21 protein-coding genes are annotated in these 23,307 nt (G+C 67.4%); 8 read left to right on the top strand and 13 right to left on the bottom strand.

Annotation, left to right across the window (positions count from 1 at the left end):
- Positions 1-28: 28 nt before the first annotated feature.
- Both FFS27_RS05985 and FFS27_RS05980 read right to left on the bottom strand, forming a co-directional pair.
- Positions 29-676 (bottom strand): TetR family transcriptional regulator C-terminal domain-containing protein, encoded by a 648-nt coding sequence (locus FFS27_RS05985; protein ID WP_003095720.1) that lies wholly within the window; start codon positions 674-676, stop codon positions 29-31.
- Between the two features lie 76 nt (positions 677-752).
- Entirely contained in the window at positions 753-1,844 is a 1,092-nt protein-coding gene (locus FFS27_RS05980; protein WP_021263534.1) for an ABC transporter substrate-binding protein, read from the bottom strand.
- Positions 1,845-2,017: 173 nt separating this feature from the next.
- Here FFS27_RS05980 and FFS27_RS05975 point away from each other — a divergent pair, with 173 nt between their 5' ends.
- Positions 2,018-3,964: an oxidoreductase gene (locus FFS27_RS05975; RefSeq protein WP_023101636.1), complete on the top strand. Its 1,947-nt coding sequence runs from the start codon at positions 2,018-2,020 to the stop codon at positions 3,962-3,964.
- Between the two features lie 77 nt (positions 3,965-4,041).
- Positions 4,042-4,641 carry a helix-turn-helix domain-containing protein gene (locus FFS27_RS05970; protein WP_021263552.1) on the top strand — a complete coding sequence of 200 codons (600 nt, stop codon included), beginning with the start codon at positions 4,042-4,044 and terminating at the stop codon, positions 4,639-4,641.
- 48 nt (positions 4,642-4,689) lie between these two features.
- On the opposite strand, the gene waaA is transcribed toward FFS27_RS05970, so the two are convergent.
- Entirely contained in the window at positions 4,690-5,967 is a 1,278-nt protein-coding gene (waaA, locus tag FFS27_RS05965; RefSeq protein ID WP_023101637.1) for a lipid IV(A) 3-deoxy-D-manno-octulosonic acid transferase, read from the bottom strand.
- A gap of 35 nt (positions 5,968-6,002) precedes the next feature.
- Positions 6,003-6,887 carry a LysR family transcriptional regulator gene (locus FFS27_RS05960; RefSeq protein ID WP_003109888.1) on the bottom strand — a complete coding sequence of 295 codons (885 nt, stop codon included), beginning with the start codon at positions 6,885-6,887 and terminating at the stop codon, positions 6,003-6,005.
- Positions 6,888-6,971: 84 nt separating this feature from the next.
- Here FFS27_RS05960 and FFS27_RS05955 point away from each other — a divergent pair, with 84 nt between their 5' ends.
- From FFS27_RS05955 to FFS27_RS05940, 4 genes are all read left to right on the top strand, one after another.
- Positions 6,972-7,304 carry a DMT family transporter gene (locus FFS27_RS05955; RefSeq protein ID WP_003095735.1) on the top strand — a complete coding sequence of 111 codons (333 nt, stop codon included), beginning with the start codon at positions 6,972-6,974 and terminating at the stop codon, positions 7,302-7,304.
- Positions 7,305-7,364: 60 nt separating this feature from the next.
- Positions 7,365-8,540 (top strand): NAD(P)/FAD-dependent oxidoreductase, encoded by a 1,176-nt coding sequence (locus FFS27_RS05950; RefSeq protein ID WP_003109889.1) that lies wholly within the window; start codon positions 7,365-7,367, stop codon positions 8,538-8,540.
- Complete coding sequence (locus FFS27_RS05945) at positions 8,537-9,349, top strand: aldo/keto reductase (protein ID WP_003095738.1); 813 nt, start codon at positions 8,537-8,539, stop codon at positions 9,347-9,349. Before FFS27_RS05950 ends, FFS27_RS05945 begins: the two co-directional genes overlap by 4 nt.
- Before the next feature lie 168 nt (positions 9,350-9,517).
- Positions 9,518-10,438 carry a hypothetical protein gene (locus FFS27_RS05940; RefSeq protein ID WP_003114542.1) on the top strand — a complete coding sequence of 307 codons (921 nt, stop codon included), beginning with the start codon at positions 9,518-9,520 and terminating at the stop codon, positions 10,436-10,438.
- A 24-nt stretch (positions 10,439-10,462) separates the two neighbouring features.
- Here the strand turns inward: FFS27_RS05940 and FFS27_RS05935 are convergent, their stop codons facing one another.
- The 4 genes from FFS27_RS05935 to msbA all read right to left on the bottom strand — a co-directional run bounded on the left by FFS27_RS05935 (position 10,463) and on the right by msbA (position 16,413).
- Entirely contained in the window at positions 10,463-11,671 is a 1,209-nt protein-coding gene (locus FFS27_RS05935) for an acyl-CoA dehydrogenase family protein (RefSeq protein WP_015503759.1), read from the bottom strand.
- 48 nt (positions 11,672-11,719) lie between these two features.
- A complete protein-coding gene (locus FFS27_RS05930; RefSeq protein ID WP_003135655.1) occupies positions 11,720-13,009 on the bottom strand; it encodes an acyl-CoA dehydrogenase family protein in 1,290 nt (429 codons plus the stop codon).
- 127 nt (positions 13,010-13,136) lie between these two features.
- Positions 13,137-14,561: a bifunctional D-glycero-beta-D-manno-heptose-7-phosphate kinase/D-glycero-beta-D-manno-heptose 1-phosphate adenylyltransferase HldE gene (gene hldE, locus FFS27_RS05925; RefSeq protein WP_003095747.1), complete on the bottom strand. Its 1,425-nt coding sequence runs from the start codon at positions 14,559-14,561 to the stop codon at positions 13,137-13,139.
- Between the two features lie 40 nt (positions 14,562-14,601).
- Positions 14,602-16,413 carry a lipid A export permease/ATP-binding protein MsbA gene (msbA, locus tag FFS27_RS05920; protein ID WP_023101638.1) on the bottom strand — a complete coding sequence of 604 codons (1,812 nt, stop codon included), beginning with the start codon at positions 16,411-16,413 and terminating at the stop codon, positions 14,602-14,604.
- Positions 16,414-16,520: 107 nt separating this feature from the next.
- Here msbA and FFS27_RS05915 point away from each other — a divergent pair, with 107 nt between their 5' ends.
- Together FFS27_RS05915 and waaL are read left to right on the top strand one after the other, a co-directional pair.
- Positions 16,521-17,171, top strand: coding sequence for a toluene tolerance protein (locus tag FFS27_RS05915; RefSeq protein WP_003095751.1), 651 nt, complete (start codon positions 16,521-16,523; stop codon positions 17,169-17,171).
- A 7-nt stretch (positions 17,172-17,178) separates the two neighbouring features.
- Complete coding sequence (gene waaL / locus FFS27_RS05910) at positions 17,179-18,384, top strand: O-antigen ligase WaaL (protein WP_021263531.1); 1,206 nt, start codon at positions 17,179-17,181, stop codon at positions 18,382-18,384.
- A gap of 18 nt (positions 18,385-18,402) precedes the next feature.
- Here the strand turns inward: waaL and wapR are convergent, their stop codons facing one another.
- The 5 genes from wapR to FFS27_RS05885 form a co-directional block, all read right to left on the bottom strand.
- Positions 18,403-19,287 (bottom strand): alpha-1,3-rhamnosyltransferase, encoded by an 885-nt coding sequence (gene wapR / locus FFS27_RS05905; protein WP_003141745.1) that lies wholly within the window; start codon positions 19,285-19,287, stop codon positions 18,403-18,405.
- Between the two features lie 160 nt (positions 19,288-19,447).
- Positions 19,448-20,404, bottom strand: coding sequence for a glycosyltransferase family protein (locus tag FFS27_RS05900; protein ID WP_003114548.1), 957 nt, complete (start codon positions 20,402-20,404; stop codon positions 19,448-19,450).
- Positions 20,405-20,476: 72 nt separating this feature from the next.
- Complete coding sequence (locus FFS27_RS05895; RefSeq protein WP_021263530.1) at positions 20,477-21,895, bottom strand: PIG-L deacetylase family protein; 1,419 nt, start codon at positions 21,893-21,895, stop codon at positions 20,477-20,479.
- A gap of 3 nt (positions 21,896-21,898) precedes the next feature.
- Positions 21,899-22,795 (bottom strand): antimicrobial resistance protein Mig-14, encoded by an 897-nt coding sequence (locus FFS27_RS05890; protein WP_003146348.1) that lies wholly within the window; start codon positions 22,793-22,795, stop codon positions 21,899-21,901.
- Positions 22,789-23,307: glycosyltransferase (locus FFS27_RS05885; protein WP_137951950.1), on the bottom strand; the 519-nt coding region annotated here is incomplete at its 5' end. The genes FFS27_RS05890 and FFS27_RS05885, both read right to left, overlap by 7 nt.

Genomic DNA, 23,307 nt, shown 5'->3' with positions numbered 1-23,307 from the left:
AGCAGCCTATCCACTACTGAACGGACGATCAACAAGCTTCCGTCGCACGCCGGAAGCGGCGATGGGCGCCCGCCTCCAGGCCATCCACCCAGGCCTCGCAGATCTGCACGCCCTGCCGCGGCGTGAAGGTCGCGGGATTCAGCCCAGACTCCAGCCACAGCCCGTCGAGCAGGGCGCTGAGGCTGATGGCCGCCAGTTCCGCGTCGAAGTCCGCCCAGCCGCCCTCCTCCGCCAGTTGCCGCAGCACGCCGACCAGCAGCGCCCGGTACTCGCCATAGGAATGGTCGTGGACCCGCCCGATCGCTTCGATGCTGCCCACCGCGCCCCAAAACGCCAGCCAGGCGTCGAGCAATTGCGGATCGAGCAGCTCGGCGGAGAAGGATGCCTCGAAGAACGCCGAGAGCCGCGGGCGGGCGCCGCCCGGCGCGGTGTCGATGGCACCGCGGAGCAGGCGCATGACGCGTCCGGTGACCGCCAGGTAGGCCTCGGCCACCAGCGCGTCCTTGCCATCGTAGTGGTGATTGATCAGGCCCACCGATACCCCGGCCTCGGCGCAGATCTTGCGCACCGAGGCGCCCTGGAAGCCATGCCGCTTCAGGCAGGCCAGGGTCGCCTCGATCAGCAGCGCCTTGCGCTGCTCTGGTTCCAGACGGGAAAAGCGCACTTCCTGGTTCATCCTTTCGCGGCTCCTGCTCGTCGCCCGCGACCACCGGCGGGCAGCCCCGATGATCGCAGGTTACGTGGCGCCCGTCTCACTGGCTGGCCCAGGCGTTGAAGCGCTCCTCCAGCTCCTCGCCATGCTCGACCCAGAATTCGTCGTCCATCGCCAGGCCCTGCTCCAGGTTCGCCGGCGCGGTCGGCACCCAGCTCGCCAGTTGCGCGGGCAGGCGCTGGGCGGCCTGGCGGTTGGTCGGCCCGTAGGGAATGTTCTCGACGTAGCGCACCTGGGCATCCGGGGCATTGGCGAAGGCGATGAAGCGACGCGCCTCGGCGCCGCGCTTCGAACCCTTGACCACCGCCCAGTAGTCCATGCCGTACAGGCTGCCCGGCCATACCAGGGCCAGGTTGCGCCCCGCGCGGTGGGCGTCGGCGATGCGCCCGGTGTAGGTGGACGTCATCACCACGTCGCCGGCGGCCAGCCACTGCGCCGGCTGCGCTCCCGCCTCCCACCACTGGATGTAGGGCTTGAGCTGGCCCAGCTTGGCGAAGGCACGGTCGGCGCCGGCGCGGGTCGCCAGCAGCGGATAGACCTGCTCGCGTGGCACGCCGTCGGCGAGCAGGGCGAACTCCAGGTTGTAGATCGCCCGCTTGCGCAGGCCGCGCTTGCCGGGGAAGCGCTGGACGTCCCAGAAGTCGGCCCAGGACGCCGGCGGCTGTTGCAGCCGGTCGGCGTCGTAGCCGATCGCCACGCCCCAGACCAGCGCGGCGGAACCGCATTCCTGGGCGGCATTGGCGATCAACTGCTGCTTGCCGCCGATGGCCTGCCAGTCCAGACGCTCGAACAGGCCGTCGTCGCAACCGCGCGCCAGATCCGGCCCCTCGACCTGGACCAGGTCCCAGTCGGCGTGACCGGTGTCGGCCATCACCTTGATCCGGGCCATCTCGCCGTTGTACTCGCTCTGCACTACGGGAATCCCGGTCTGCTGCGTGAACGGCTGGAAGAACGCCACCTCCTGGGCCTTCTGTCCGGCGCCGCCGTAGCCGACCACCACCAGGCCATCATCGGCCTGGACCGGCGCGAGGCCGCCGAACGCCAGCAGGACGGCGCCGAGCAGGACGCGGCAAGGAAAAACCGGATGCGGACGGGCGCTGGCCGCGCGGTGCAACGGAAAGGAACGGTTCATGTGCGTCTCCTCTTGTTCTTGTTGTGGAGTGGATCGCAGCGAGCCGCCGGGAAGCGGCCACGGGACAGAAACTATCCAGTCGATTTTAAAAAAACAAGTTGATTTTTTACTGGTGGTAAATTCATATCCTGTTTCTGAAGCGCGCCGCGAGAACAACAAGAAGGACGCCAACCGTGAATTTCCCGCACCTGTTCAGCCCCCTGGAAATCCGGGGCAAACGCCTGAAAAATCGCATCATGTCGAGCGGCCACGACACGTCGATGCCTACCGACAACCTGGTCAACGAGCCACTCGTCGCCTATCACCGCGCCCGGGCCCGCGGCGGCGCCGGACTGATCGTCATGCAGGTGGCGGGGGTCCACGACAGCGCGCGCTACACCTCGCACGTGCTGATGGCCACCGACGATACCTGCATCCCCGGCTACCGGCGGGTCGCCGAGGCCTGCCACGCCGAAGGCTGCGTGGTGCTGTCGCAGATCTTCCATCCCGGGCGCGAGATCATGGAGTCCGCCGACGGCCTGCTGGCGGTGGCCTATTCCGCCTCGGCCTCGCCCAACGAACGGTTCCGGGTGATGCCGCGCGAACTCGACCAGCCGCTGATCGACGAGATCGTCGCCGGCTACGCCGCCGCCGCGCGCCGCCTGCACCAGGCAGGGCTGGACGGGGTGGAGGTGGTCGCCAGCCATGGCTACCTGCCGGCGCAATTCCTCAACCCGCGGGTGAACCGCCGCACGGATGGCTACAACGGCGAACTCGATGCCCGCCTGCGTTTCCTCCGCGAAGTGCTGGCGGCGGTGCGCGCGGCCACCTCCGAGGACTTCATCGTCGGCCTGCGCCTGTCCGCCGACGAGCGCGACCCCGAGGGTCTCAGCGAAAGCGAGTCGCTGCAGGCGGCCGAGGCGGTCCAGGGCGAGCTGGACTACCTGCACATCGTCGCCGGCACTTCGGCCTCCCTCGGCGGCGCCATCCATATCGTCCCGCCGATGGCCATCGAGCCGGCCTACCTGGCCCGCGAAGCCGGTACCTTCAAGGCGCGCCTGGCGATCCCGCTGTTCGTCACTGGGCGCATCAACCAGCCCCAGGAGGCCGAGGCCATCCTCGCCCGAGGCCAGGCCGACGTCTGCGGCATGACCCGCGCGCTGATCTGCGACCCGCAGATGCCGAACAAGGCCGAGGCCGGGCGCAGCGACGACGTGCGCGCCTGCATCGCCTGCAACCAGGCCTGCATCGGTCATTTCCACCGGGGCTATCCGATCTCCTGCATCCAGCACCCGGAAACCGGCCGCGAGCTGACCTACGCAACGCCCAATCCGCCCTCGCGGCGCAAGCGCGTTCTGGTCGCCGGCGGCGGCCCGGCGGGGATGAAGGCGGCGGCGGTGGCGGCACAGCGCGGCCACGAGGTAGTGCTCTGCGAGGCCGGCGCCCAGCTCGGCGGCCAGGTCAACCTGGCGCAACTGCTGCCGCGCCGCGCCGAATTCGGCGGCGCCTCCACCAACCTGCAACGGGAGATGCAACTGGCCGGCGTCGAGGTACGCCGCAACACGCCGGTCGACCGCGCGCTGGTGGAGCGCGAGCGGCCGGACCTGGTGATCGTCGCTACCGGCGCCGAACCCTACTGGCCGCCTTTCGAGCGCGGCGGCGAGCTGCAGGTGGTGGATGCCTGGCAGGTGCTGCGCGGCGAGGTGCGGGTCGGTCGCTCGGTGCTGGTCACCGACTGGCGGGGCGACTGGATCGGCCCCGGTATCGCGGAAAAGCTTGTACGCGAGGGCCACCAGGTACGCCTGGCGGTGAACGGCACCCACTGCGGCGAGAGCCTGCCGCTGTACGTGCGCGACCAGTTGGCAGGCGAGCTGCACCGCCTGGGTATCCCGGTCACGCCCTACGCCCGCCTGTACGGCTGCGACGATACCACGGTGTACATGCAGCACAGCGCCAGCGGCGAGGCGATGCTGTTCGAGGAGGTCGATACCCTGGTGCTATGCCAGGGCCACCAGCCGGTGGACCGCCTGGCCGACAGCCTGCACGGCCTGGCGGAGGTGTTGCGGATCGGCGACTGCCTGGCCCCCCGCACCGCCGAGGAGGCGATCTACGAAGGGCTCAAGGCCGCCTGGAGCATCTGAGCGGCGCGGCCGCGGCTCCCTCGACGGGTCCCGGCCCAGCCCCTAGAATGCCGCAAACGCAGCCAGGACCCCGCCGCATGCCCCGCTCGTCACCGCCGGACGCCACCGACACGCCGCGCAGCGAAACGCACTTCCTCGGCACCCGCATCCGCGGCCTGCGCAAGCGCCGCGGCCTAACCCTGGCCGAGCTGGCCGCACAGAGCGAACTCACCGCCGGCTACATCAGCCAACTGGAACGCAACCTGGCGTATCCGTCGATTCCGGCGCTGTTCAACATCGCCCGCAGCCTCGGCGTGACCATCCAGTGGTTCTTCGCCAGCGAGGCCGCGGTGGACCCGGCGGACGCCGGCTACGTGGTGCGGCGCAACACGCGCATGAGCGTGCATTACGAAGACGGCATCATCGACGAACTGCTCACCCCGCAGCCCAGCCGCCAGTTGGAGATTCTCCACTCGCGTTTCCCGCCGGGCACCTACAGCCAGCAGAGCTACAGCCATGAGGGCGAGGAAGCCGGCTACATCCTCAGCGGAATCTTCGAACTCTGGGTCGGCGACCGCCATTTCCAGCTCCGCGAGGGCGACAGCTTCAGCTACTCCAGCCAGGAACCGCATCGCTACGGCAACCCAGGCGACAGCGATACCCTGGTGCTCTGGGTGATCACCCCGCCGACGTTCTGAAACGCCCTGTCGCGATGCAGGGCCAGGGGAGCGCCGACGGGGCGGGCGCTACCCGCCGCGCCCGAGCAACCGCGCCAACCCCGCCAGCAGCCGCTCCAGGGCGCCCTGGTTGTTGCGCAGCACCTTCTCTCCGGCAGTGGCCATGGCCGTCGCGACCTCCGGCTGCGCCCACAGGCGCGTGAGGCCGTCGCACAGCTCGCCGGCATCCGTCACCTCGAGCAGCGCCCCGGCGTCGCGCAATTGCGCGGCGATGTCGAGGAAGTTGAACAGGTGCGGACCGGCGAACACCGGCTTGCCCAGGGCCGCCGGCTCCAGCAGGTTGTGCCCGCCGTTGGGCACCAGGCTGCCGCCGACGAAAGCGATGTCGGCCAGGGCATAGAGGAACAGCAGCTCGCCCATGGTATCGCCGAGCAGCACCTGGGTCGCGCGTGCCACCGGCTCGCCGCCGGAGCGCCGGACCGTGGCGAAGCCTTCGCGGCGGCATAGCTCGTGGACGCCGGCGAAGCGTTCCGGATGGCGCGGCACCAGGATCAGCAACGCGTCGGGACGCGTTTCCAGCAGGCGCCGGTGGGCTGCCAGGACGATCTCGTCCTCGCCGGCATGGGTGCTGGCGGCGATCCACAGCGGTCGCGCCGTCGCGTCCCATTCCTCGCGCAGGGCGGCAGCGGCCAGCGGCAGCTGCGGGTCGATGCGCAGGTCGAACTTGATCGAGCCGGTCACGCTGACGCACTCAGGACGCGCGCCGAGACGACGGAAGCGCTCGGCCTCGGCCTCGGTCTGCACGGCGATCCAGGACAGCTCGGCGAGCATCGGCCGGGTCAGCCCGGCGAAGCGCGCGTAGCCACGCGCCGAGCGCTCGGACAGGCGCGCATTGGCCAGCGCCACCGGGATCCCGCGCGCGGCACAGGCATGGATATGGTTGGGCCACAGCTCGGTTTCCATGATCACCGCCAGGCGCGGCCGCACCCGGTCGAGGAAGCGCGCCGCCGCCCAGGGCAGGTCGTAGGGCAGATAGCAGTGCCGGACCTGCTCGCCGAACAATGCGCGGATGCGCTCCGAGCCGGTCGGGGTCATGCAGGTGACGGTGACCGGCAGCTGCGGATGGCGCTCCAGCAGCGCCCGCACCATCGGCGCGGCGGCGATGCTCTCGCCCACCGAGACGGCGTGCACCCAGATGCCGCCGGGCGGCACCTCGGGCAAGGACAGGGAAAAACGCTCGCCGATGCGCTTGGCATAGGCCGGCGCCTGGCGCGCGCGCCACCACAGGCGCAACGCCACCAGCGGCAAGCCGAGGTGGAACAGCAGGGTATAGAGGGTACGGTTCATGGGCGCGCAGCTTAGCAAAACTCCCGCCGACCGGCTCAGCCGATGGCGCGCAGGTGGCGGGTGAAGGTTTCGCCGAGCCAGGCCGCCGCCGGGCCGAGCACCTCGTTGCGCCGCCAGACCAGTTCGACCACCAGCGACGGCGGCGTCCAGTCGCTGGTCAGCTCCACCATCAGCCGATCGTAGGTGGGGTACTGCACCACGTGCCGCGGCAGCCAGGCCCAGCCGAGGTTGCGCATCAGCAACTCGGCCATGGAATAGAAGCTGTCCAGCCGCCACACCTGCGGGCTGATCTGCTCGCCGCCCGGATAGCCGCTCTGCTGGGGCACGATCAAAAGTTGCCGGTGCTGTGCCAGCTCGCGGCGACTGACCCGTTGCAGCCCGGCCAGCGGGTGGCCGGCGCCGCACACCGTGACCATCTCGACGCTGCCGAGGCGCCGCCGCTCCAGCGACTCAGGCATGCGCTCATGGTGGAACAGCAGGCCGAGGTCAGCCTGCTCCTCGAGCAAACGACGGGTCACGTCACCCTGGCCGCCGCTGGACACCTGCACCTCCAGACTGGGAAAGCGCTGCGCCAGCGCTTCCAGGCTGTCCAGCACCGGCTGGTAAGGCATCGCCTCGTCCTGGGCCAGGCGCAGCCGCGGCTCCTCGCCGCGCGCCAGCCCCAGCGCGCGCCCCTGCAGGCGCTCGCACTGGCGCAGCACCTCGCGCGCCTCCGCCAGCAGCACCCGGCCCTCGTCGGTCAGGCGCGGCTGGCGTCCGCTGCTGCGTTCGAACAGGGTGACGCCGAGGTCCGCCTCCAGCAGCGCGATGCCGTTGCTCACCGCCGATTGCACCCGCTTCAGTTCGCGGGCGGCGGCAGAGAACGACTGGCGCTCGGCGACGCTGACGAACAGGCGGATCTGCTCCAGGTTCCACTGCATAACCTATCTCCAATACAGATAGGTAACGACTTTATCCCATCCGCCGGCTCCCTAGAATGGCCGCAGTTTCCGGAGGACCCCACCATGACCAACTATCTCTACCTCGCCATCGCCATCGCCGCCGAAGTGGTCGCCACCACCTCGCTGAAAGCCGTCGCCGGATTCAGCAAGCCACTGCCGCTGCTGCTGGTGGTGGGCGGCTACGTGCTCGCCTTCAGCATGCTCGTGCTGGTCATGCGCACCCTGCCGGTCGGCGTGGTCTACGCCATCTGGTCCGGGCTCGGCATCGTCCTGGTCAGCCTGGTGGCGATGTTCGTCTACGGCCAGCGCCTGGACCCCGCGGCCCTCCTCGGTATCGGCCTGATCATCGCCGGCGTGCTGGTGATCCAGTTGTTCTCCCGCGCTTCGGGGCACTGAACGACCGTCGCGGGCGCAGGTTGTATACTGCGCCCTTTCCGTTCCCGATAAGGCAGCCCCATGCCCCAAGCCCTTTCCACCGACATCCTCATCGTTGGCGGCGGTATCGCCGGCCTCTGGCTGAACGCCCGCTTGCGCCGAGCCGGCTACGCCACCGTGCTGGTGGAAAGCGCCAGCCTCGGCGGCGGACAGAGCGTGAAGTCGCAGGGGATCATCCACGGCGGCGCCAAGTACGCCCTGCATGGCGCCCTGACCGGCGCCTCCGAAGCCATCGCCGACATGCCGCGGCGCTGGCGCGCCTGTCTCGGCAGCGACGGCGAACTCGACCTGCGGGGCGTGCGCCTGCTTTCCGAGGCGCACTACCTGTGGTCGCCGGGCGGCCTGGCCGGCAGCCTTACCAGCTTCTTCGCCAGCAAGGCGGTGCGCAGCCGGGTCGAGCAGGCCAAGGGCGAGGATTTGCCTCCGGCGCTGCGCGACAAGGGGTTCAAGGGCAAGGCCTACCGCCTCACGGAAATCGTCTTCGACGTCCCCGACCTGATTCGCCGCCTGGCGGAACTGGCCGGCGACAGCCTGCTCGCCGGCGAGCGCATCGAACCGCTGCGCGAAGGCCGGGAACTGGCCGGCCTGTGCGTCGACGGCCGGGAGATCCGTGCACAGCGCGTGGTGCTCAGCGCCGGTGCCGGCAACGAGGCGCTGCTCCGCGAACTGGGCCTGGAACAACCGGCCATGCAGCGGCGGCCGCTGCACATGGTGATGGTCAAGGCGGCGACCCTGAAACCGCTGTACGCCCACTGCCTGGGGGCCGGGCCGAAGCCACGGATCACCGTGACCACCCATCCGACCCGCGACGGCCAGTCGGTCTGGTACCTCGGCGGCGACATCGCCGAAGCCGATGGCGTGGCCCGCGACGAAGCCGCGCAGATCGCCGAAGCACGCCGCGAACTGGCAAAGCTGCTGCCCTGGATCGACCTCGGCCAGGCGCAGTGGGCCACCTTGCGGGTGGATCGCGCCGAGCCGGCACAGTCCAACCTGTTGCGCCCGGACAACGCCTTCCTCGCCGAACAGGGACGCCTGCTGGTCGGCTGGCCGACCAAGCTGGCGCTGGCCCCTGACTTCGCCGACCGGGTCTGCGCCCGCCTGGAAGAAGACGGCATCCGCCCCAGCGAACATGCCGCGCTGCCGCAACTGCCGCGTCCGCCGCTCGCCGAACCGGCCTGGGAGGTAGCCTTCGCATGATCAGGGATACCCTCCACGACCTGCACCGCCCGCTGGGCGACACCGGCCTGGCCGTTTCGCCGCTGGGCCTGGGCACCGTCAAGTTCGGCCGCGACCAGGGAGTGAAGTACCCTTCCGGCTTCACCATCCCCGACGACCGCGAAGCCGCCGACCTGCTGGCCCTGGCCCGCGACCTCGGCATCAACCTGATCGACACCGCCCCGGCCTACGGCCGCAGCGAGGAACGCCTCGGCCCGCTGCTGCGCGGCCAGCGCGAGCATTGGGTGATCGTCAGCAAGGTCGGCGAAGAGTTCGTCGACGGCCAGTCAGTCTTCGACTTCTCCGCCACGCATACCCGGCGCTCCGTCGAACGCAGCCTGAAGCGCCTGGAGACCGAGCGGATCGAGCTGGTGCTGGTGCATTCCGATGGCAACGACCTGGATATCCTCGAGAACAGCGAGGTCTACCCGACTCTCGCCGCGCTCAAGCGCGAGGGCCTGATCGGCGCCTACGGACTCTCCGGCAAGACCGTCGAAGGTGGCCTGCGCGCCCTGCGCGAGGGCGATTGCGCGATGGTCACCTACAACCTGAACGAGCGCGCCGAGCGCCCGGTCATCGAGTACGCCGCGGCCCATGCCAAGGGCATCCTGGTGAAGAAGGCGCTGGCCAGCGGGCATGCCTGCCTGGGCGCCGGACAGGACCCGGTGCGCGCCAGCTTCGAACTGGTCTTCGACCAGCCGGGCGTCGCCGCCGCCATCGTCGGCACCATCAATCCGCTGCACCTGGCCCATAATGTCGCGATGGCCGCGCAAGCCCTGAAAAAGGCCTGAACCATACATCGGCTGCAACATCCGCGGGTTGACACCCGCGGTGCATTCCGCTGCCATGTTCCTCCCGAACGAGCCGTATCCTGCCTGCCGCCCTCGCCTCCGGTGGCCGGTGCATCGAACGTGAGCCTCCGTCCCGCCCCGGCGCGATGACCCGACAAGGAGCCCCGTATGCCCCGTATGCTCGCCCGCAAGGATCCGTCCGCCTTCAAGACCCTGCCGCTGCTGGTGGAGGCCTCCCCGGACGGGCTGGTCTACCAGGCCCTCGGCCTGCCGCTGAACTTCCAGCAGATGCTCGTACGCCGCCGCCGCATGGAGGTAGCCGACCCGCAGCGCTTCGTCGCCGAGCTGGCCAACCTGGGGGTCTCGGTGCGCTTGACCCTGAACTGGCAGGGCCGCGACTACTGGGTGCTGGTCCGTCAGCGCCGGCTGGACCGCGGCGATACCGTGCTCAAGCTGATCTCCGGCTACGTACCGGCCCACGAACTGAACCTGCCGCTGCTCACGGCGATCCAGGAAGTCGCCGAGGAATGCCTGGTGGAGACCGCCGGCGGCTGGCTCGGCGGGCGCTTCGGCGACACCTGGCTGCCGACGCCCTACCAGGGTTCGCTGCGCTACCGGGAGAACAGCCACTTCGTCCTCACCCCGCTGTCCGGCGCCGCCCGTCCGGTGCAAGCCGGCAGCCTGCGCTTGCTGGAGCGCCCACGCGCCTACGTACACCTGCCCACGGCCTCGCTGCAACTGGTCTACGACATGCGCCTGGAGCTGCCGCGCGATGCGCGCGAGCCGAGCCTCTACCATGTCGACGAGCGGCTCGAGAGCGGTCCGCTGGTGGCGCGTCTGGACCGTCGGCGCCCCGATCTCTACCTGCTGCCGCTGGACCAGGGGCGCCCCACCGGCGACCTGTTCACCCTGCGCAAGGGCCAGTTGCGCCCTGCGGCCACCCGCGGCCTGTGGTTGGCCGAGAGCTTTGCCGTACAGGACGGCTGGCTGGTGCATGAGGAACGCATCCGTTTCCGCGACTGGCTGGCACTGTGGCCATCCAGCAACGGCGACCAGGCCGGCGGTGGGCGCGACCGCGCCAGCGCCTGAACCGGGCGGGCTTTGCCGCCCTTTCTACTTCAACTGGCTGGAAGACTTGCCGAGCAGGCGGCGAGCGACGATGAGCAGCTGGATCTGCTGGGTGCCCTCGAAGATGTCGAGGATCTTCGAGTCCCGCGCCCACTTCTCCAACAGCTCATCCTCGGCGTAGCCGAGGGCACCAGCCAGCTCCACGCACTTCAGGGTGATCTCGTTGGCCACCCGTCCAGCCTTGGCCTTGGCGATGGACGCTTCCTTCGAGTTGGGCAGCTTGTTGTCGGCCATCCATGCCGCCTTCAAGGTCAACAGGCGCGCTGCCTCCCACTCCGCCTCCAGGCGATAGAGAGTGGCCTCGGCGTGGCTGACGGTGAGCAGCGGTTTCCTGTAGTCGAACTTGCAGCCAGCCCTCTTCAGCAATTCGCGGGTCCGGTCCAGCGCCGCCTTGGCCACCCCGACGGCCATGCCGGCCACCAGCGGGCGGGTATTGTCGAAGGTCTCCATGACCCCGGCGAAACCCTTCTGCACGTCGACCTCGGCGTTGCCCAGCAGGTTCGCGGCCGGCACCCGGCAATCATTGAAACTGATCGAAGCGGTATCCGAAGCCTTGATCCCGAGCTTCTTCTCCAGGCGCGTCACGGTCATCCCCGGCGTGCCCTTCTCGACCACGAAGGACTTGATCGCCGCCCGCCCCAGGTTGCGGTTCAGGGTGGCCCAGACCACCACGGCATCGGCCCGCTCGCCGGAAGTGACGAAAATCTTCTCGCCGTTCAGTACATAGTGGTCGCCATCCTGGGTCGCGGTGGTGCGAATCGCCGCCGAGTCCGAACCGCAGCCCGGCTCGGTGATCGCCATCGCCGCCCAGGTGCCGCCGAAGCGCTGCAACTGCTCCTCGTTGGCCACCGCGGCGATCGCCGCGTTGCCCAGCCCCTGGCGCGGCATGGCCAGGAGCAGGCCGACGTCGCCCCAGCACAGTTCCATCACGCCGAGCAATGCCGACAGGTTGCCGCCGTTCTTGATGCCCTCCTCTACCTGCTTGCCGGCGCGCTTGCTCGCCGAGGTCGCGCCGACAGCCTCGGGCGAGCCGCTGTTCATGCCGTCCAGCAAGGCCGCGAGCAGGTCCAGCTCCTTCGGATAGGCGTGTTCGGCCTTGTCGTACTTGCGCGAGATCGGCCGGAAATAGTTTTCCGCGACCTGATGCGCCTGGTTGGCCAGGCTGCGGAATTTCTTCGGGGTTTCCAGGTACATGTCGATTCCTCGTTCACTCGTCGCGGCGGACCGCGCACTCGCTCGGGTTCACAGGTGCAGGCCGCCGGCCATCAGCGCTACCGCGCGCAGGTCGCGGTACCAGCGCTCGGCCGGATGCTCCTTGGTGAAGCCGTGGCCGCCGAGCAGTTGCACGGCGTCGGTGCCGATCTTCATCGCCTTCTCGGCGCACAGCAGACGCGCCAGGTAAGCCTCGCGCTGGAACGGCTGGCCGCGCTCGGCCAGGGCGCAGGCCCGCCAGACCATCAGGCGCATGGCGTCCAGTTCGATGGCGATGTCGGCGACCATGAAGGCGACCCCCTGGCGATGGCTGATCGGCTCGCCGAAGGCCTCGCGCTCGTTGCAGTAGGCGATCACGTAGTCCAGCGCCGCCTGCCCGGTGCCCAGCGCCAGGGCACACCAGGCCAGGGCCGCGTGATCGAGGAAGGCCCGGTAGTCGAAATGCTCGGCGGCCAGGCGGTTGTCCGCCGGCACCTTGACGCTCTTCAGGCGCAACCGGGCGGTGCCGCCGGCCTTCAGTCCCATCGCCGGCTCGGCACGTCGCTCGACGCCCTTGGCGGAGGCTTCCACCAGGAACAACGCAGGCCCCTCGTCGGTCTTCGCCGCGACGATCAGGCGGCTGGCCTCCAGGCCGCGCAGGACCAGGCATTTCTCTCCGGAAAGCAGGTAGTGACTGCCCTTGCGCCGGGCGCGGGTCGCCAGTTTCTGCGGGTCGAACAGCAGACTCGGCTCGTTGACCGCGATGGCGGTGAGCGGCGCCCCCTCTTCGCTGACGAACGCCGGCAGCCACTGCGCCTGCTGCGAGGGGCTGCCCCAGCGGCGGATGCAGTTGGCCGCCGACAACGGCACCAGCAGGGCCGCCGCCAGCGACAGATCGCCCTTGGCCAGGGCCTCGGCGATAAGGGCAGTGGTCACCGTGGTGCGCTCACCGGCCATGCCGCCGTGCACCTCGCCGACCCCATAGTGGGTCAGGCCCAGCTCCAGCGCCTGGTTGAGCAGTTCCGCCGGCAGGCTGGCCTCGGCATCCGCGTCATGAGCCAGCGGACGCAACACCTCCAGGGCGAAGCCTTCGAGCATGTCCACCAGCATCTGCTGGTCGTCGGAGAACGACAGGTCGAACAACCCGTCCGGATCGGCCTTGCGCGGTCCCTTCGCCTGCTTCGCCGAACGCTCGCTGGCCAGGCGGAAGCCGGTACGGCTGCCGCTGTAGAGCAGTTTCTCGAAGGGTTTGCGAAGATTGAAGCGATCCGGCCAGTCGGCCTGGGCGACACGGTTCAGTACAGCCAGGGCACGGCCCTGTACATCGGTGCTCATGGGCATCTTGCTCCACGCAGGATGGGATGCCCGGATCATGCGCCGCCGCATGGGCAGCGCCTATGACCGTCTCGCCGAAGGGAGTTGTCAGACCAGCCAGTCATCCGCCAGGGGCGACCGGCCGGGGAAAGGCTCAGCCTTTCTGGCGGATCTTCTCGACGATGGCGGTGGTGGAGCTGTTCTCCACCAGGCCGAGCACCCGTACCTCGCCGCCGTAAGCCTTGACGATCTGCGCGCCGACCACCTGCTCGACGCCGTAATCGCCGCCCTTGACCAGCACGTCCGGACGCACCTGCTCGAGCAGGCGCTCGGGAGTGTCTTCGGCGAAGCTCACCACCCAGTCCACCGCGCCGAGCCCGGCGAGTACCGCCATGCGCCGGTCCACCGAGTTGATCGGCCGGCCAACGCCCTTCAGGCGAGTGACCGAGGCGTCGTCGTTGACCCCGACGATCAGGCGGTCGCCCTGGGCGCGCGCCTGTTCGAGGTAGGTCACGTGGCCGGCGTGAAGGATGTCGAAGCAGCCATTGGTGAAGACGATCTTCTCGCCGTGGGCGCGGGCGTCTTCGATTGCCAGCAGCAGTTGCTCCAGGCCCAGCACGCCACGCTCGGAACCCTGCTCGCGCTGCACCGCGCGACGCAGTTCGGGCGCGCTGATCGCCGCGGTACCCAGCTTGCCGACCACGATGCCGGCGGCCAGGTTGGCCAGGCCCACCGCAGACGGCAGCTCCTCGCCGGCGGCAAGCGCCGCGGCCAGGGTGGAGATGACCGTATCGCCGGCACCGGTGACGTCGAACACTTCCCGCGCCCGCGCCGGCAGGTGCAGGGCCGGCTGGCCATGGCGGAGCAGGGTCATGCCATGCTCGCCGCGGGTCACCAGCAAGGCGCCGAGGTCGAGTTCGCTCATCAGCGCCTGGCCCTTGGCGACCAGTTCGGCTTCGTCGGCGCAACGGCCGACGATGGTCTCGAATTCGGACAGGTTCGGGGTGATCAGGCTGGCGCCGCGATAGATGGCGAAGTCCTTGCCCTTGGGATCGGCCAGTACCGGAATGTTGCGCGCCCGCGCCGCCTGGATCAGCACCTGGTGGTTCTGTAGCGCGCCCTTGCCGTAGTCGGACAGCACCAGCACCTTGACCTTGGCCAGCAGCGACTCGACGTCCACGGCCAGGGCCGCCGCGTCGGTGCGGAACGGTTCCTCGAAGTCGACCCGCAGCAGTTGCTGGTGACGACTCATGACCCGCAGCTTGACGATGGTCGGCTGGCTATCGATGCGCTGGAAGCGCGCGTCCACTCCAGCGGCCTTGAGGCTGTTGGCCAGGCTGTCGGCGGCCTCGTCGCGGCCGGTGACGCCGACCAGCAAGGCCTGTGCGCCCAGCGCGGCGATATTCAGCGCGACGTTGGCGGCGCCGCCGGGGCGGTCCTCGTGCTGTTCGACGCGGACCACCGGCACCGGGGCCTCCGGCGAAATGCGCGAAGTCGCGCCATGCCAGTAGCGGTCAAGCATCACATCACCGACCACCAACACCGGGGCCTGGTCGAAACGGGGCATGGACAACTTCATGGGAACTCCAAACAACCTCTCGGGGCAGACGCCCAGTTTATCAGCCGACAGGCGCCGGCGCCTGCTCATCCAGTCCCATCGCGTGCAGCCGCGCATAGTGGCCGTTCTGCGCCAGCAGCTCGGCGTGGCTGCCGCGCTCGACGATCTGCCCCTGGTCCATCACCAGGATCAGGTCGGCCTTCTCGATGGTCGACAGGCGGTGGGCGATCACCAGGGTGGTGCGCCCTTTCATCACTTCGTCCAGCGCCGCCTGGATATGCCGCTCCGACTCGGTGTCCAGCGCCGAGGTCGCCTCGTCGAGGATCAGCAGGGGCGCGTCCTTGAGCAGCGCCCGGGCGATCGCCAGACGCTGGCGCTGGCCGCCGGAAAGCAGCACGCCATTCTCGCCGACCTCGGTGTCGAAGCCTTGCGGCAGGTTGTCGATGAATTCCTTGGCGTTGGCAGCCTTCGCCGCCCGCTCGATTTCCTCGCGCGGCGCGCCAGCCAGGTCGCCGTAGGCGATGTTGTTGGCCACGCTGTCGTTGAACAGCGTGACCTGCTGGGTCACCAGGGCGATGTGGCGGCGCAGGTTACGCAGGCGATAATCCTCGACCTCAACGCCATCAAGCATGATCTTGCCGTCATTGTGCTGATAAAAGCGCGGAACCAGGTTGGCCAGGGTCGACTTGCCGCTACCGGAACGGCCGACCAGGGCGATCATCTGCCCGGGTTCGGCGACGAAACTGATGTCATCCAGCACCTGCTTGTCGGTTCCGGGATAACGGAAGCTCAGGTTGCGCACTTCCAGGCGCCCGCTGACCCGCTCCTTCTCGACGCTCCCCTGGTCTTCCTCCGCCGCTTCGTCGAGCTGCTCGAAGATGCTCTCGGCGCCGGCGACGCCGCGCTGGACCGTGGAACTGACCTCGGAAAGCTGGCGGATCGGTTTGGGCAAAAGGCCCGCCGCGGTGATATAGGCCACCAGGTCGCCGGCCGAGGCGTCCCCGCGCAGCCACAGCACGAGGAACATCAGTATCGCCATGGCGACGTAGATCACCAATTGCAGCATCGGCGTGTAGACCGCGCCTGTCTTGGTCATCCGCAACTGCTTGTCGGTATTGCTCTGGCTGGCGTCGTGGAAGCGCTTCTCTTCATAGGCTTCGCCGCCGAAGCTGCGCACCACCCGGTAGCCCTGGATGGTTTCCGAGGCGACGTGGGTGACGTCGCCCATGGCCACCTGGATCTTCTTGCTCTGCTTGCGGAACTTGCGGCTGGCGGTAGTCACCATCACCGCGATGACCGGCAGGATCGCCAGCATCACCAGGGTCAGCTTCCAGTTCATCCACAGCAGGTAGAGGAACAGGAAGACCACGGTCAGGCCCTCACGGATCACCACCTTGATGGCATCCGTGGCTGCTCCGGTGACCATGGTCACGTTGAAGGTGATGCGCGAGATCAGGTGGCCGGAGCTGTGCGTGTCGAAATAGCGGTTCGGCAGCACCAGCAGCTTGTTGAACAGAGCGACCCGCAGGTCATGCACCAGCCCCAGGGAAACCTTGGCCAGGAAGAAGTTGCCGAGGAACGAGCCCAGCCCCTGCCAGGCAGCGATCAGGATGATCAGCAACGGCACCGCGTAGACCAGGTGCAGGTCGCGCAACCAGGGCCACCGCACATTCGGAAACAATGCCGCGTCAGGATTGGAGAGGCCGTCGACGAAATACTTGAGGATGCCCGCCAGCATCGGCTGGGTCGACGCGAAGATCAGGAAACCGACGATGCTGAGTAGGAACATTCCGATGTAGGGCTTCACGTAGCCCAACAGGCGGAAATAGATCTTGAGACTGGAAGGTCCGGGATTCTGAGGACTATCGCTCATGGTTTCTTACATGCTGAAAAGGTCCCGGAGTGTAGCACAGGACCTCCATCACTCTGCCTGGAAGGCGTGTTGGGGTAAGATGGCGGGCCGTTCGTTCAGGAGCTCGCATGCGAGTCATAGACTACCCCTCCTACTTGCAGTTGCGTGACAACGCAGAAGTGCTGGAAGCCGATGGTCATGGGGACAAGGTACTGCGTCTGCGCGACGGGTCCTTCCTCAAGCTGTTTCGCCGCAAGCGCCTGATTTCCTCCGCAGCCCTGTTCCCCTATGCGGAGCGCTTCGCCCGCAATGCCAGCGAACTGGCGCGGCGCGGCATCGTCTGCCCGAAGGTGCTGGACGTACTGCGGATCCCACATATCCAGCGCGACGCGGTGCACTACGAGCCGCTACCGGGGCAGACCCTCCGCCAACTCGACCGCAACGACCCGGAGTGCGGCGATACAGTCCGGACGCAACTGGGCGAGCTGATCGCCGTGCTGCACGCCAAGGGGGTGTACTTCCGCTCGCTGCACCTGGGCAACGTGGTGCGCACGCCGGAAGGCCGGATGGGCCTGATCGACATCGCCGACCTGCGGGTCCAGCGCTCGGCGCTCAGCGCCGCCCAGCGCATTCGCAATTTCAAGCACCTGCTGCGCTACGAACAGGATCGAACCTGGTTCCTCGACGACAGCGAGCACCTGGTGCTCAAGGCCTATCTCCGCAGCAGCCAGGTCCACTGGACACTCGAGCAGCTCCTCAAGCAACTGCAACTGGATTGAGCAAGGAATGTTCGCAGCTACCCGACTGACCCGTCTTCGCCACGATACCAGCCGCATCCTCAGCCACTGGATCCTGCCGCTGGGCTGGCTGGCCCTGCTCACCGGAATGTTCTGGGTCGGCGACCGTTCCGACTACCATCGCCTTTTCTATATCCTCCTGGCGGCACCGACGCTACTGTACGTGATACTGCAACCGCGTCTGCTTCGCCCGCTAACGGGCTCGCCGCTGTTCATCGCCTTCCTCGCCTTCAGCAGCTACATGATGCTGAGCCTGTCCTGGTCGGCCCCCGAGAACTCCACCGGCTCGCTGCTCAAGCGCCCCCTGTACATCGCTCTCCTGTTCTTCTGCGCCGCCATCCTGGCGCTCGAAGCCCCCCTCCGCCTCAAGACCGTGACCTGGCTGGCAGCCCTTGGCGCGGTGATCTCCGCGGCAGCCACCTTGCTGCAATACTACTGGGACGCCAATCCGCTGCGCCTTACCGGTTATGGCGCTCTCTATAACCCATTACTGAGTGCCCATGTCTATGGCGCCTTCACGGCATTCTGGCTGGCTTATTGGATGCAGTCGCGCCCTATCCTGGCCCCCTTGCCACTGATTTCTCTGGCGCTGCTCGGTGGCCTTCTCATCGCGACCGGTTCGCGTACTCCCCTGGTAGGGCTCACAGCAGCCCTTATGTGGCTGGTCCTGGCCGGAGACAGGAAAAAGGCCCTCATCGCCCTGGCACTCGCTCTGGCTGGAGCGCTACTGGGCTACATCCTGTACCCGGAAGTGTTCACCCAGAGAGGGGCATCGTTCCGCCCGGAAATCTGGGCCGACGCCCTACGCCAGATCGGCGAGCATCCATGGCTCGGACACGGCTACGATCATCCGATGCGAATCGTCCTGAGCAACGGCATGCTGCTCGCCGACCCGCACAACATCGAACTGGGTGTGCTTTTCGCTGGAGGGATCATCGGGCTCCTGCTGTGGGTGGCGATCTACGCCCTGGCCTTCGCCTTCTCCTGGAAAAACCGGAAGTCTCCAGCCGTTCTGCTAGCCTCGACCTGGCTGGTGTTCGGCCTGGCAGCCGGACTCACGGAGGGCAACGCCTTCCTGCCCCGTCCCAAGGAACACTGGTTCCTGATCTGGATTCCCATGGCGCTGCTGTATGCGCTGTGGATCCAGCAAAGGTTCGCCGCCAGCAGGCGCGGTGAAGATATCGCCGCGCCTTGAGCGCGGCGGTATCAGCGGTCAGGAGAAGAACAGCCGCGCAATGCCGCGGAAGGTCTTCTCGTTCCAGTACTTCAGCGGCAAGCCGGAGAGCAGCTCCCGGGCCAGCACCTTGTCCCGGTTCGAGCACTTGAGGAACATCGAATTGCGGAAGCGCATGATCACCTGCTCGTAATCGGGGTGATCGCTGAACTGGCTGTACGTCTTGAATACGTTGTCCACCATGAAACGGGCGTTCTTGTACGTATTGGTGGGATGCTTGCGGTACTGGGCGAGGACCTCGCCAAGAATGTCGATGACGTAGCCAGCCTTGGTCACCGCCAGTTCGATATAGACATCTTCCAGGCGTATGTCCGGATCGAAACCGCCGACCTTCTCCAGGGCTTCCCGCCGGAACATCAAGGTGGGCGCCATCGGGCCCGGCTTGCGGTCCAGGAACAGGTCATCGAAGTCGAGGCGGCGGAAAGGCAGGTCGCGTTTGCGCTGCTCCTTACCCGGCATGACCCGGCCATTGGAGTCGATGATCTCGATATTGCCCGCGCAGATACCTACCTCGGGCTTGTCCCACATGTGTGCCACCTGTTTCTCCAGGCGTTGCGGCAACATGATGTCGTCCGACCCGAAAGGCACGATGAGATTTCCCCGGGCCCTGGCGATCGCCTCGTTGAGCGTTTTCGACAGTCCCTGGTTCTGCTGGACCCTGAGGTCGAAGCCGTACTTCGCCTGGAGCCCGTGCAAAAGCTCGACGCTGCCATCGCTGGAACCATCGTCCACCACCAGCAGTTCCACGTTGCGGTACGTCTGCGCAGCCACGCTGGCGATGCTCGCTTCTATGTACTTTTCGTGGTTATAGGAAGCGATGATCACGGAAACCAATGGCTGCGAACCATCATCGACGAGCGTCATAACTACAACCTTACCTGTCCTTCACGTCCCCATTCAAAGCGCCAGACATGCATGAGCGATCCTGCGATCTTCATCGGTCCTACACCTCCCCCCAGCCCGGAAAAACAAGCTGAACAATAGCAAACACGCCTGAAGCCCCAGCTCTTTTCGGCTGCTACTCTCAGGTAAAAATACGTCGCCAGGTCTTCTCCAGCCATCCGGGACGCTCCGGCTCGCGCAACGCGGGCCGCATGGCCTCGACGATACTCTGACCGACAGCGGCGAAGCTGAATCGTTCGATGGCCAGCGCCTGGCCGCTTCGCGCGATCCGCTCGGCGAGGGCCGTATCGAGGCGCAGGATCGCGAGCTTTTCCTGGATGTCCGCCACCGAGCGATACAGCACGATATTCTCCATGTCCCGGAAACCCAAGGCCTCGTTTTCCCGCTCGCCCTGGTCGTAGGCCAGCAGTACGCAACCGCAGGCCATCGCCTCGAAATTCTTGATCATGTATTCGCCCATGCCGACATCCGCGCTGACGAAGAAACGGATGCGGTTGAGCGTACGCAGGTACTCCTCGCCGGACTTGGTCTTGGTCACCAGCAGGTTCTCCACTCCGCCCAACTCGTCGAGCAGCGCCTTGCGTCCACTGTAGGCCACGCTGCCGGTACTGCCGACGAAGCCCAGCTCGATATCGCGCGCCAGGCCCAGGTCATGCAACAGGGTCTGGTCGTAGCCCTTGGGCACGAATACCGCGTCGAATCCCTCCTGGCGCAGGCGTTCGCTGACCGTATGGCCCGAACTGATCACCCGTGCCCAGGGCAGGCGCCGGTAATGGGCGCTGAACTTGCCGGTGTACTTGCAGGGAATGTAGTTCTGGTAGGCATCGTGCTCGAGGATCACCAGGTTGGGCACGCTGCGGATGAAGCGGACCTGGCGCATTTCCTTCTTGAAACGGAGGAAGAACAGGATGCGGTCGTAGCGCGAGACATCCACGTGCTTGCGGAAGTAGCCGCGCAGGTCGGCCTGCTCCTCGCTGCTCAGCCAGCGGGTATCGCACTCGCAATGGGCGGCGATGCCGTCGTACAGGCGATCCAGGATCGCTCGCTGCTCTTTCTGGACCAGAAACAGAACTTTCATCAGACCTTCATCCTCGCGGCTGCTCCGAAGCAGCATGGCGGCTCGAACCTTGCCGAACGCTCGACCCAAGCATCACGCCTCCCCATCCAGCGACTCCACCCAGAACAACTCGTGCCGACGCACCGCCTTGCGCATGAACTCGTCCTCGCCGTATGCCGGCCAGCGACGACCGGCGAGCCAGCCCTGCAGACGGCGGCGCAGACGGCGCTTGAACGGCGGCCTGGGTTGCAGGTCGTGCATCATGCCCAAGGCCATGGCCTTGTCCACTTGGCGCGTGCTCTCCAGCGCCAGCGTCCATGGCAGCAACGGCGAGCATTCTTCGGTCAGCGGCGGCAGGCTGACCCCCATGTGCGCATCGCCCATCGGCCAGCGATCGTTGTCGTGCAGGTGATTGGCATAGTGCAACAATGCCTGCGGCTGCCAGTCCAGCCCCTGGAGCGCCTCGCGCACGGCCTCCTGGGCGCGGACATGGTCCGGGTGCGGATCGAAATGCGGATGAGGCAGGACGATGACCTCGGGACGTGCCAGCAGGATCAGCTCGCGGAGATCGGCCAGCAGATTGTTCCAGGTCGACAGGCCGTCGGCATCGCTGGCCAGGCGCAGGCGGTTGAACTGGCGGAACGGACGGATATCGGCGAGATCGGCCTCACGGGACGGTACCACCTCGCCCGGGTTCGCCTGCATGGCAGGCAATTGCAGGCAGAAATAACCCAGTTGCACGCAGCGCTCGGCCGGCACCCCACCCCACGCCGGCACGGCCTGGCTATCCCAGGCGCGCAGGCGGCCCTTCAGGCGCGCCGCAGCTATTCCGTCGAGGCCCATGCGGCGGTAATGCTCGGTTTCGATCTCGCCGGCGGTCAGGGTCACGATCCAGGCCTCGCGTGCCTGGCTGTAGAGGCCGAAGGCGGCCAGCTCGGCGTCGTCGGCATGCGGAGCGATGACCATCACCCGCCGGTCACGGTAGTCGGGATGGCGCGCACGCCACAGGGTCGGTTCGCCGACCAGCCGGCAATGCCGGCCGCGCAGGCGAATCCGGCCCTCGCCCAGCGGCCCGGCCAGTCCCGTCAGGTTCAGGTAGCGCAAGCCGTTCACCCCACGTTCGAAAGCCTGGGCATCGGTCTCTGCGCCACCTTCCAGCAGCACCGAGGGTTCGAGGAAGCGCCCCAGCCAGCCAGCGCGCACGCCGATGCCAAGCACCAGCGTATCGCCTTCGCGCAGCTCGCCGTCGACTCGCAGACGGCCATCCGCCAGGCGTACCGGCAGCGACTCGACCCCTTCCGCGAAACGGTAGCGGTAGTCCTCGCCCGGCGAATAGAACAGGTGATCGGCGAACCAGGCTTCGTGGGCGACCCACAGGGCCATGAGGAGGATCGGCAACAACCAGGGGCTGACCAGCAGACCGACGGCCAGCAATGCCAGCAGCGCAACCAGTAGGCCGATCCGCTTGTTGCGTCGATGACGCTTGAGCAACTGCTGCTTGCGTGCGCTCATGCTTCAGACCTGGAAGACCGGAGAAGGATGGCACCAGCGATCCTTGTATTCGCGGTCGGCGCGACCGAACGAATAGCGCAGGGGTTTGCCCAGCGCTCGCGCATCCTCCCAGGCGGCCTGGGTGTTCAGGTAACTGAGCACGCTGCCAGGGCTGAACTCGCGGGTCTGCGGATCGACGCCGCCGTTGATGTACTCGACGCTGAGCCAGCCCGGCGCTTCGGCGCGATACAGTACCTGGACCGCGATGGGCTGGTCGTTGAGCAGCAGGACCGAGCCGCGCAGCAATTCGCGCAGCCGCTCGAAGACCTCGGCCATGCGCTCCGCGCCGGTGGCCGGGAAACCCCAGCGACGCTGGAACAGTTCGAGATAGATGGCGGCGAACTCGGCCGGGGCGAAGCTGTCTGCCTGGCGCACCTGGCCACCAGCCTCCTCCACCAGGCGCACTTCGCGCCGCTGGTTATAGCGGAACTTCTTGGAGAAATCCTCGGGGGCGCGAGCGAAAGCCAGTTGCTCGGTCTGAGGGCGCAGCGTGACGATGTTCCGCTCATGCAGCGCCGACAGGTAGCGTCCCGCATGGCGGAGGGCGATGCGGGCATCGTCGGCCACCGGCAGGATCAGTTCGGCGTTGCCCAGGTCGTACAGGCCCTTCTTGCCGCGCCGCTTGAGCACGTCCTTGGACAACGCCAGGTGGCGGCCCCAGGTCGGGATCGCCGCAACCAGTTCGCCAGCGCTCTCCCAACCCAGGTAACGCACCGGGATTCCGGCCATTTCGGCGAGTTGCTCGACCACCAGCGGGTGGGTCGCGACGCTGCCGCCGAAACGCTGCCAGGCCTGGGCGTAGGTCGGCGCATCCACTTCGCGCCAACCGCGTTCGCGGAAGGCGCGCAACCTGTTCAGCATGCAGACTCCGAAGCGAAGCCGGCAATCGTCGGCAGGCGCCAGAATTCGCGGCGCACCGCGGCGTCGGAGAAGCGTGTCTCCAGGCGCTCGAGCATGAGTCGCGCACAGGCCTCGCGCTGGCGGCGGTCGAGCGCTGCCAGGTGGGTCAGACCCTCGGCCAGGGCCGTCTCGTCGCCCAGCGGGAAGAGGATGCCGACCCCCTCCACCACTTCGCGGGCGCCGCCACAGGCGGTGGCGATCAGCGGTACGCCGGCGACCATGGCCTCCAGCAGGACCATGCCGAACGGCTCGTGGTCGGAACTCAGGGCGAAGGCGTCGAACGCCTTGAAGTAGCGCCGTGCCTCTTCGACCTGGCCGAGGAACAGCACGCGCTCGCCGATGCCCAGTTCGCAGGCCAGGTCCTTGAGCTGCTCTTCCAGGCGGCCGCTGCCGAGGATCGCCAGCAGGCTGTTCTGTGGCAGGCGCGGCAGCGCGGCGGCGAAGCCGCGCAGCAGGGTAGCCTGGTCCTTGTC

Source organism: Pseudomonas sp. 2VD (assembly GCF_005503585.1).
Lineage (GTDB): Bacteria > Pseudomonadota > Gammaproteobacteria > Pseudomonadales > Pseudomonadaceae > Pseudomonas > Pseudomonas aeruginosa.
This window is presented reverse-complemented; position numbering and strand designations above follow the sequence as displayed.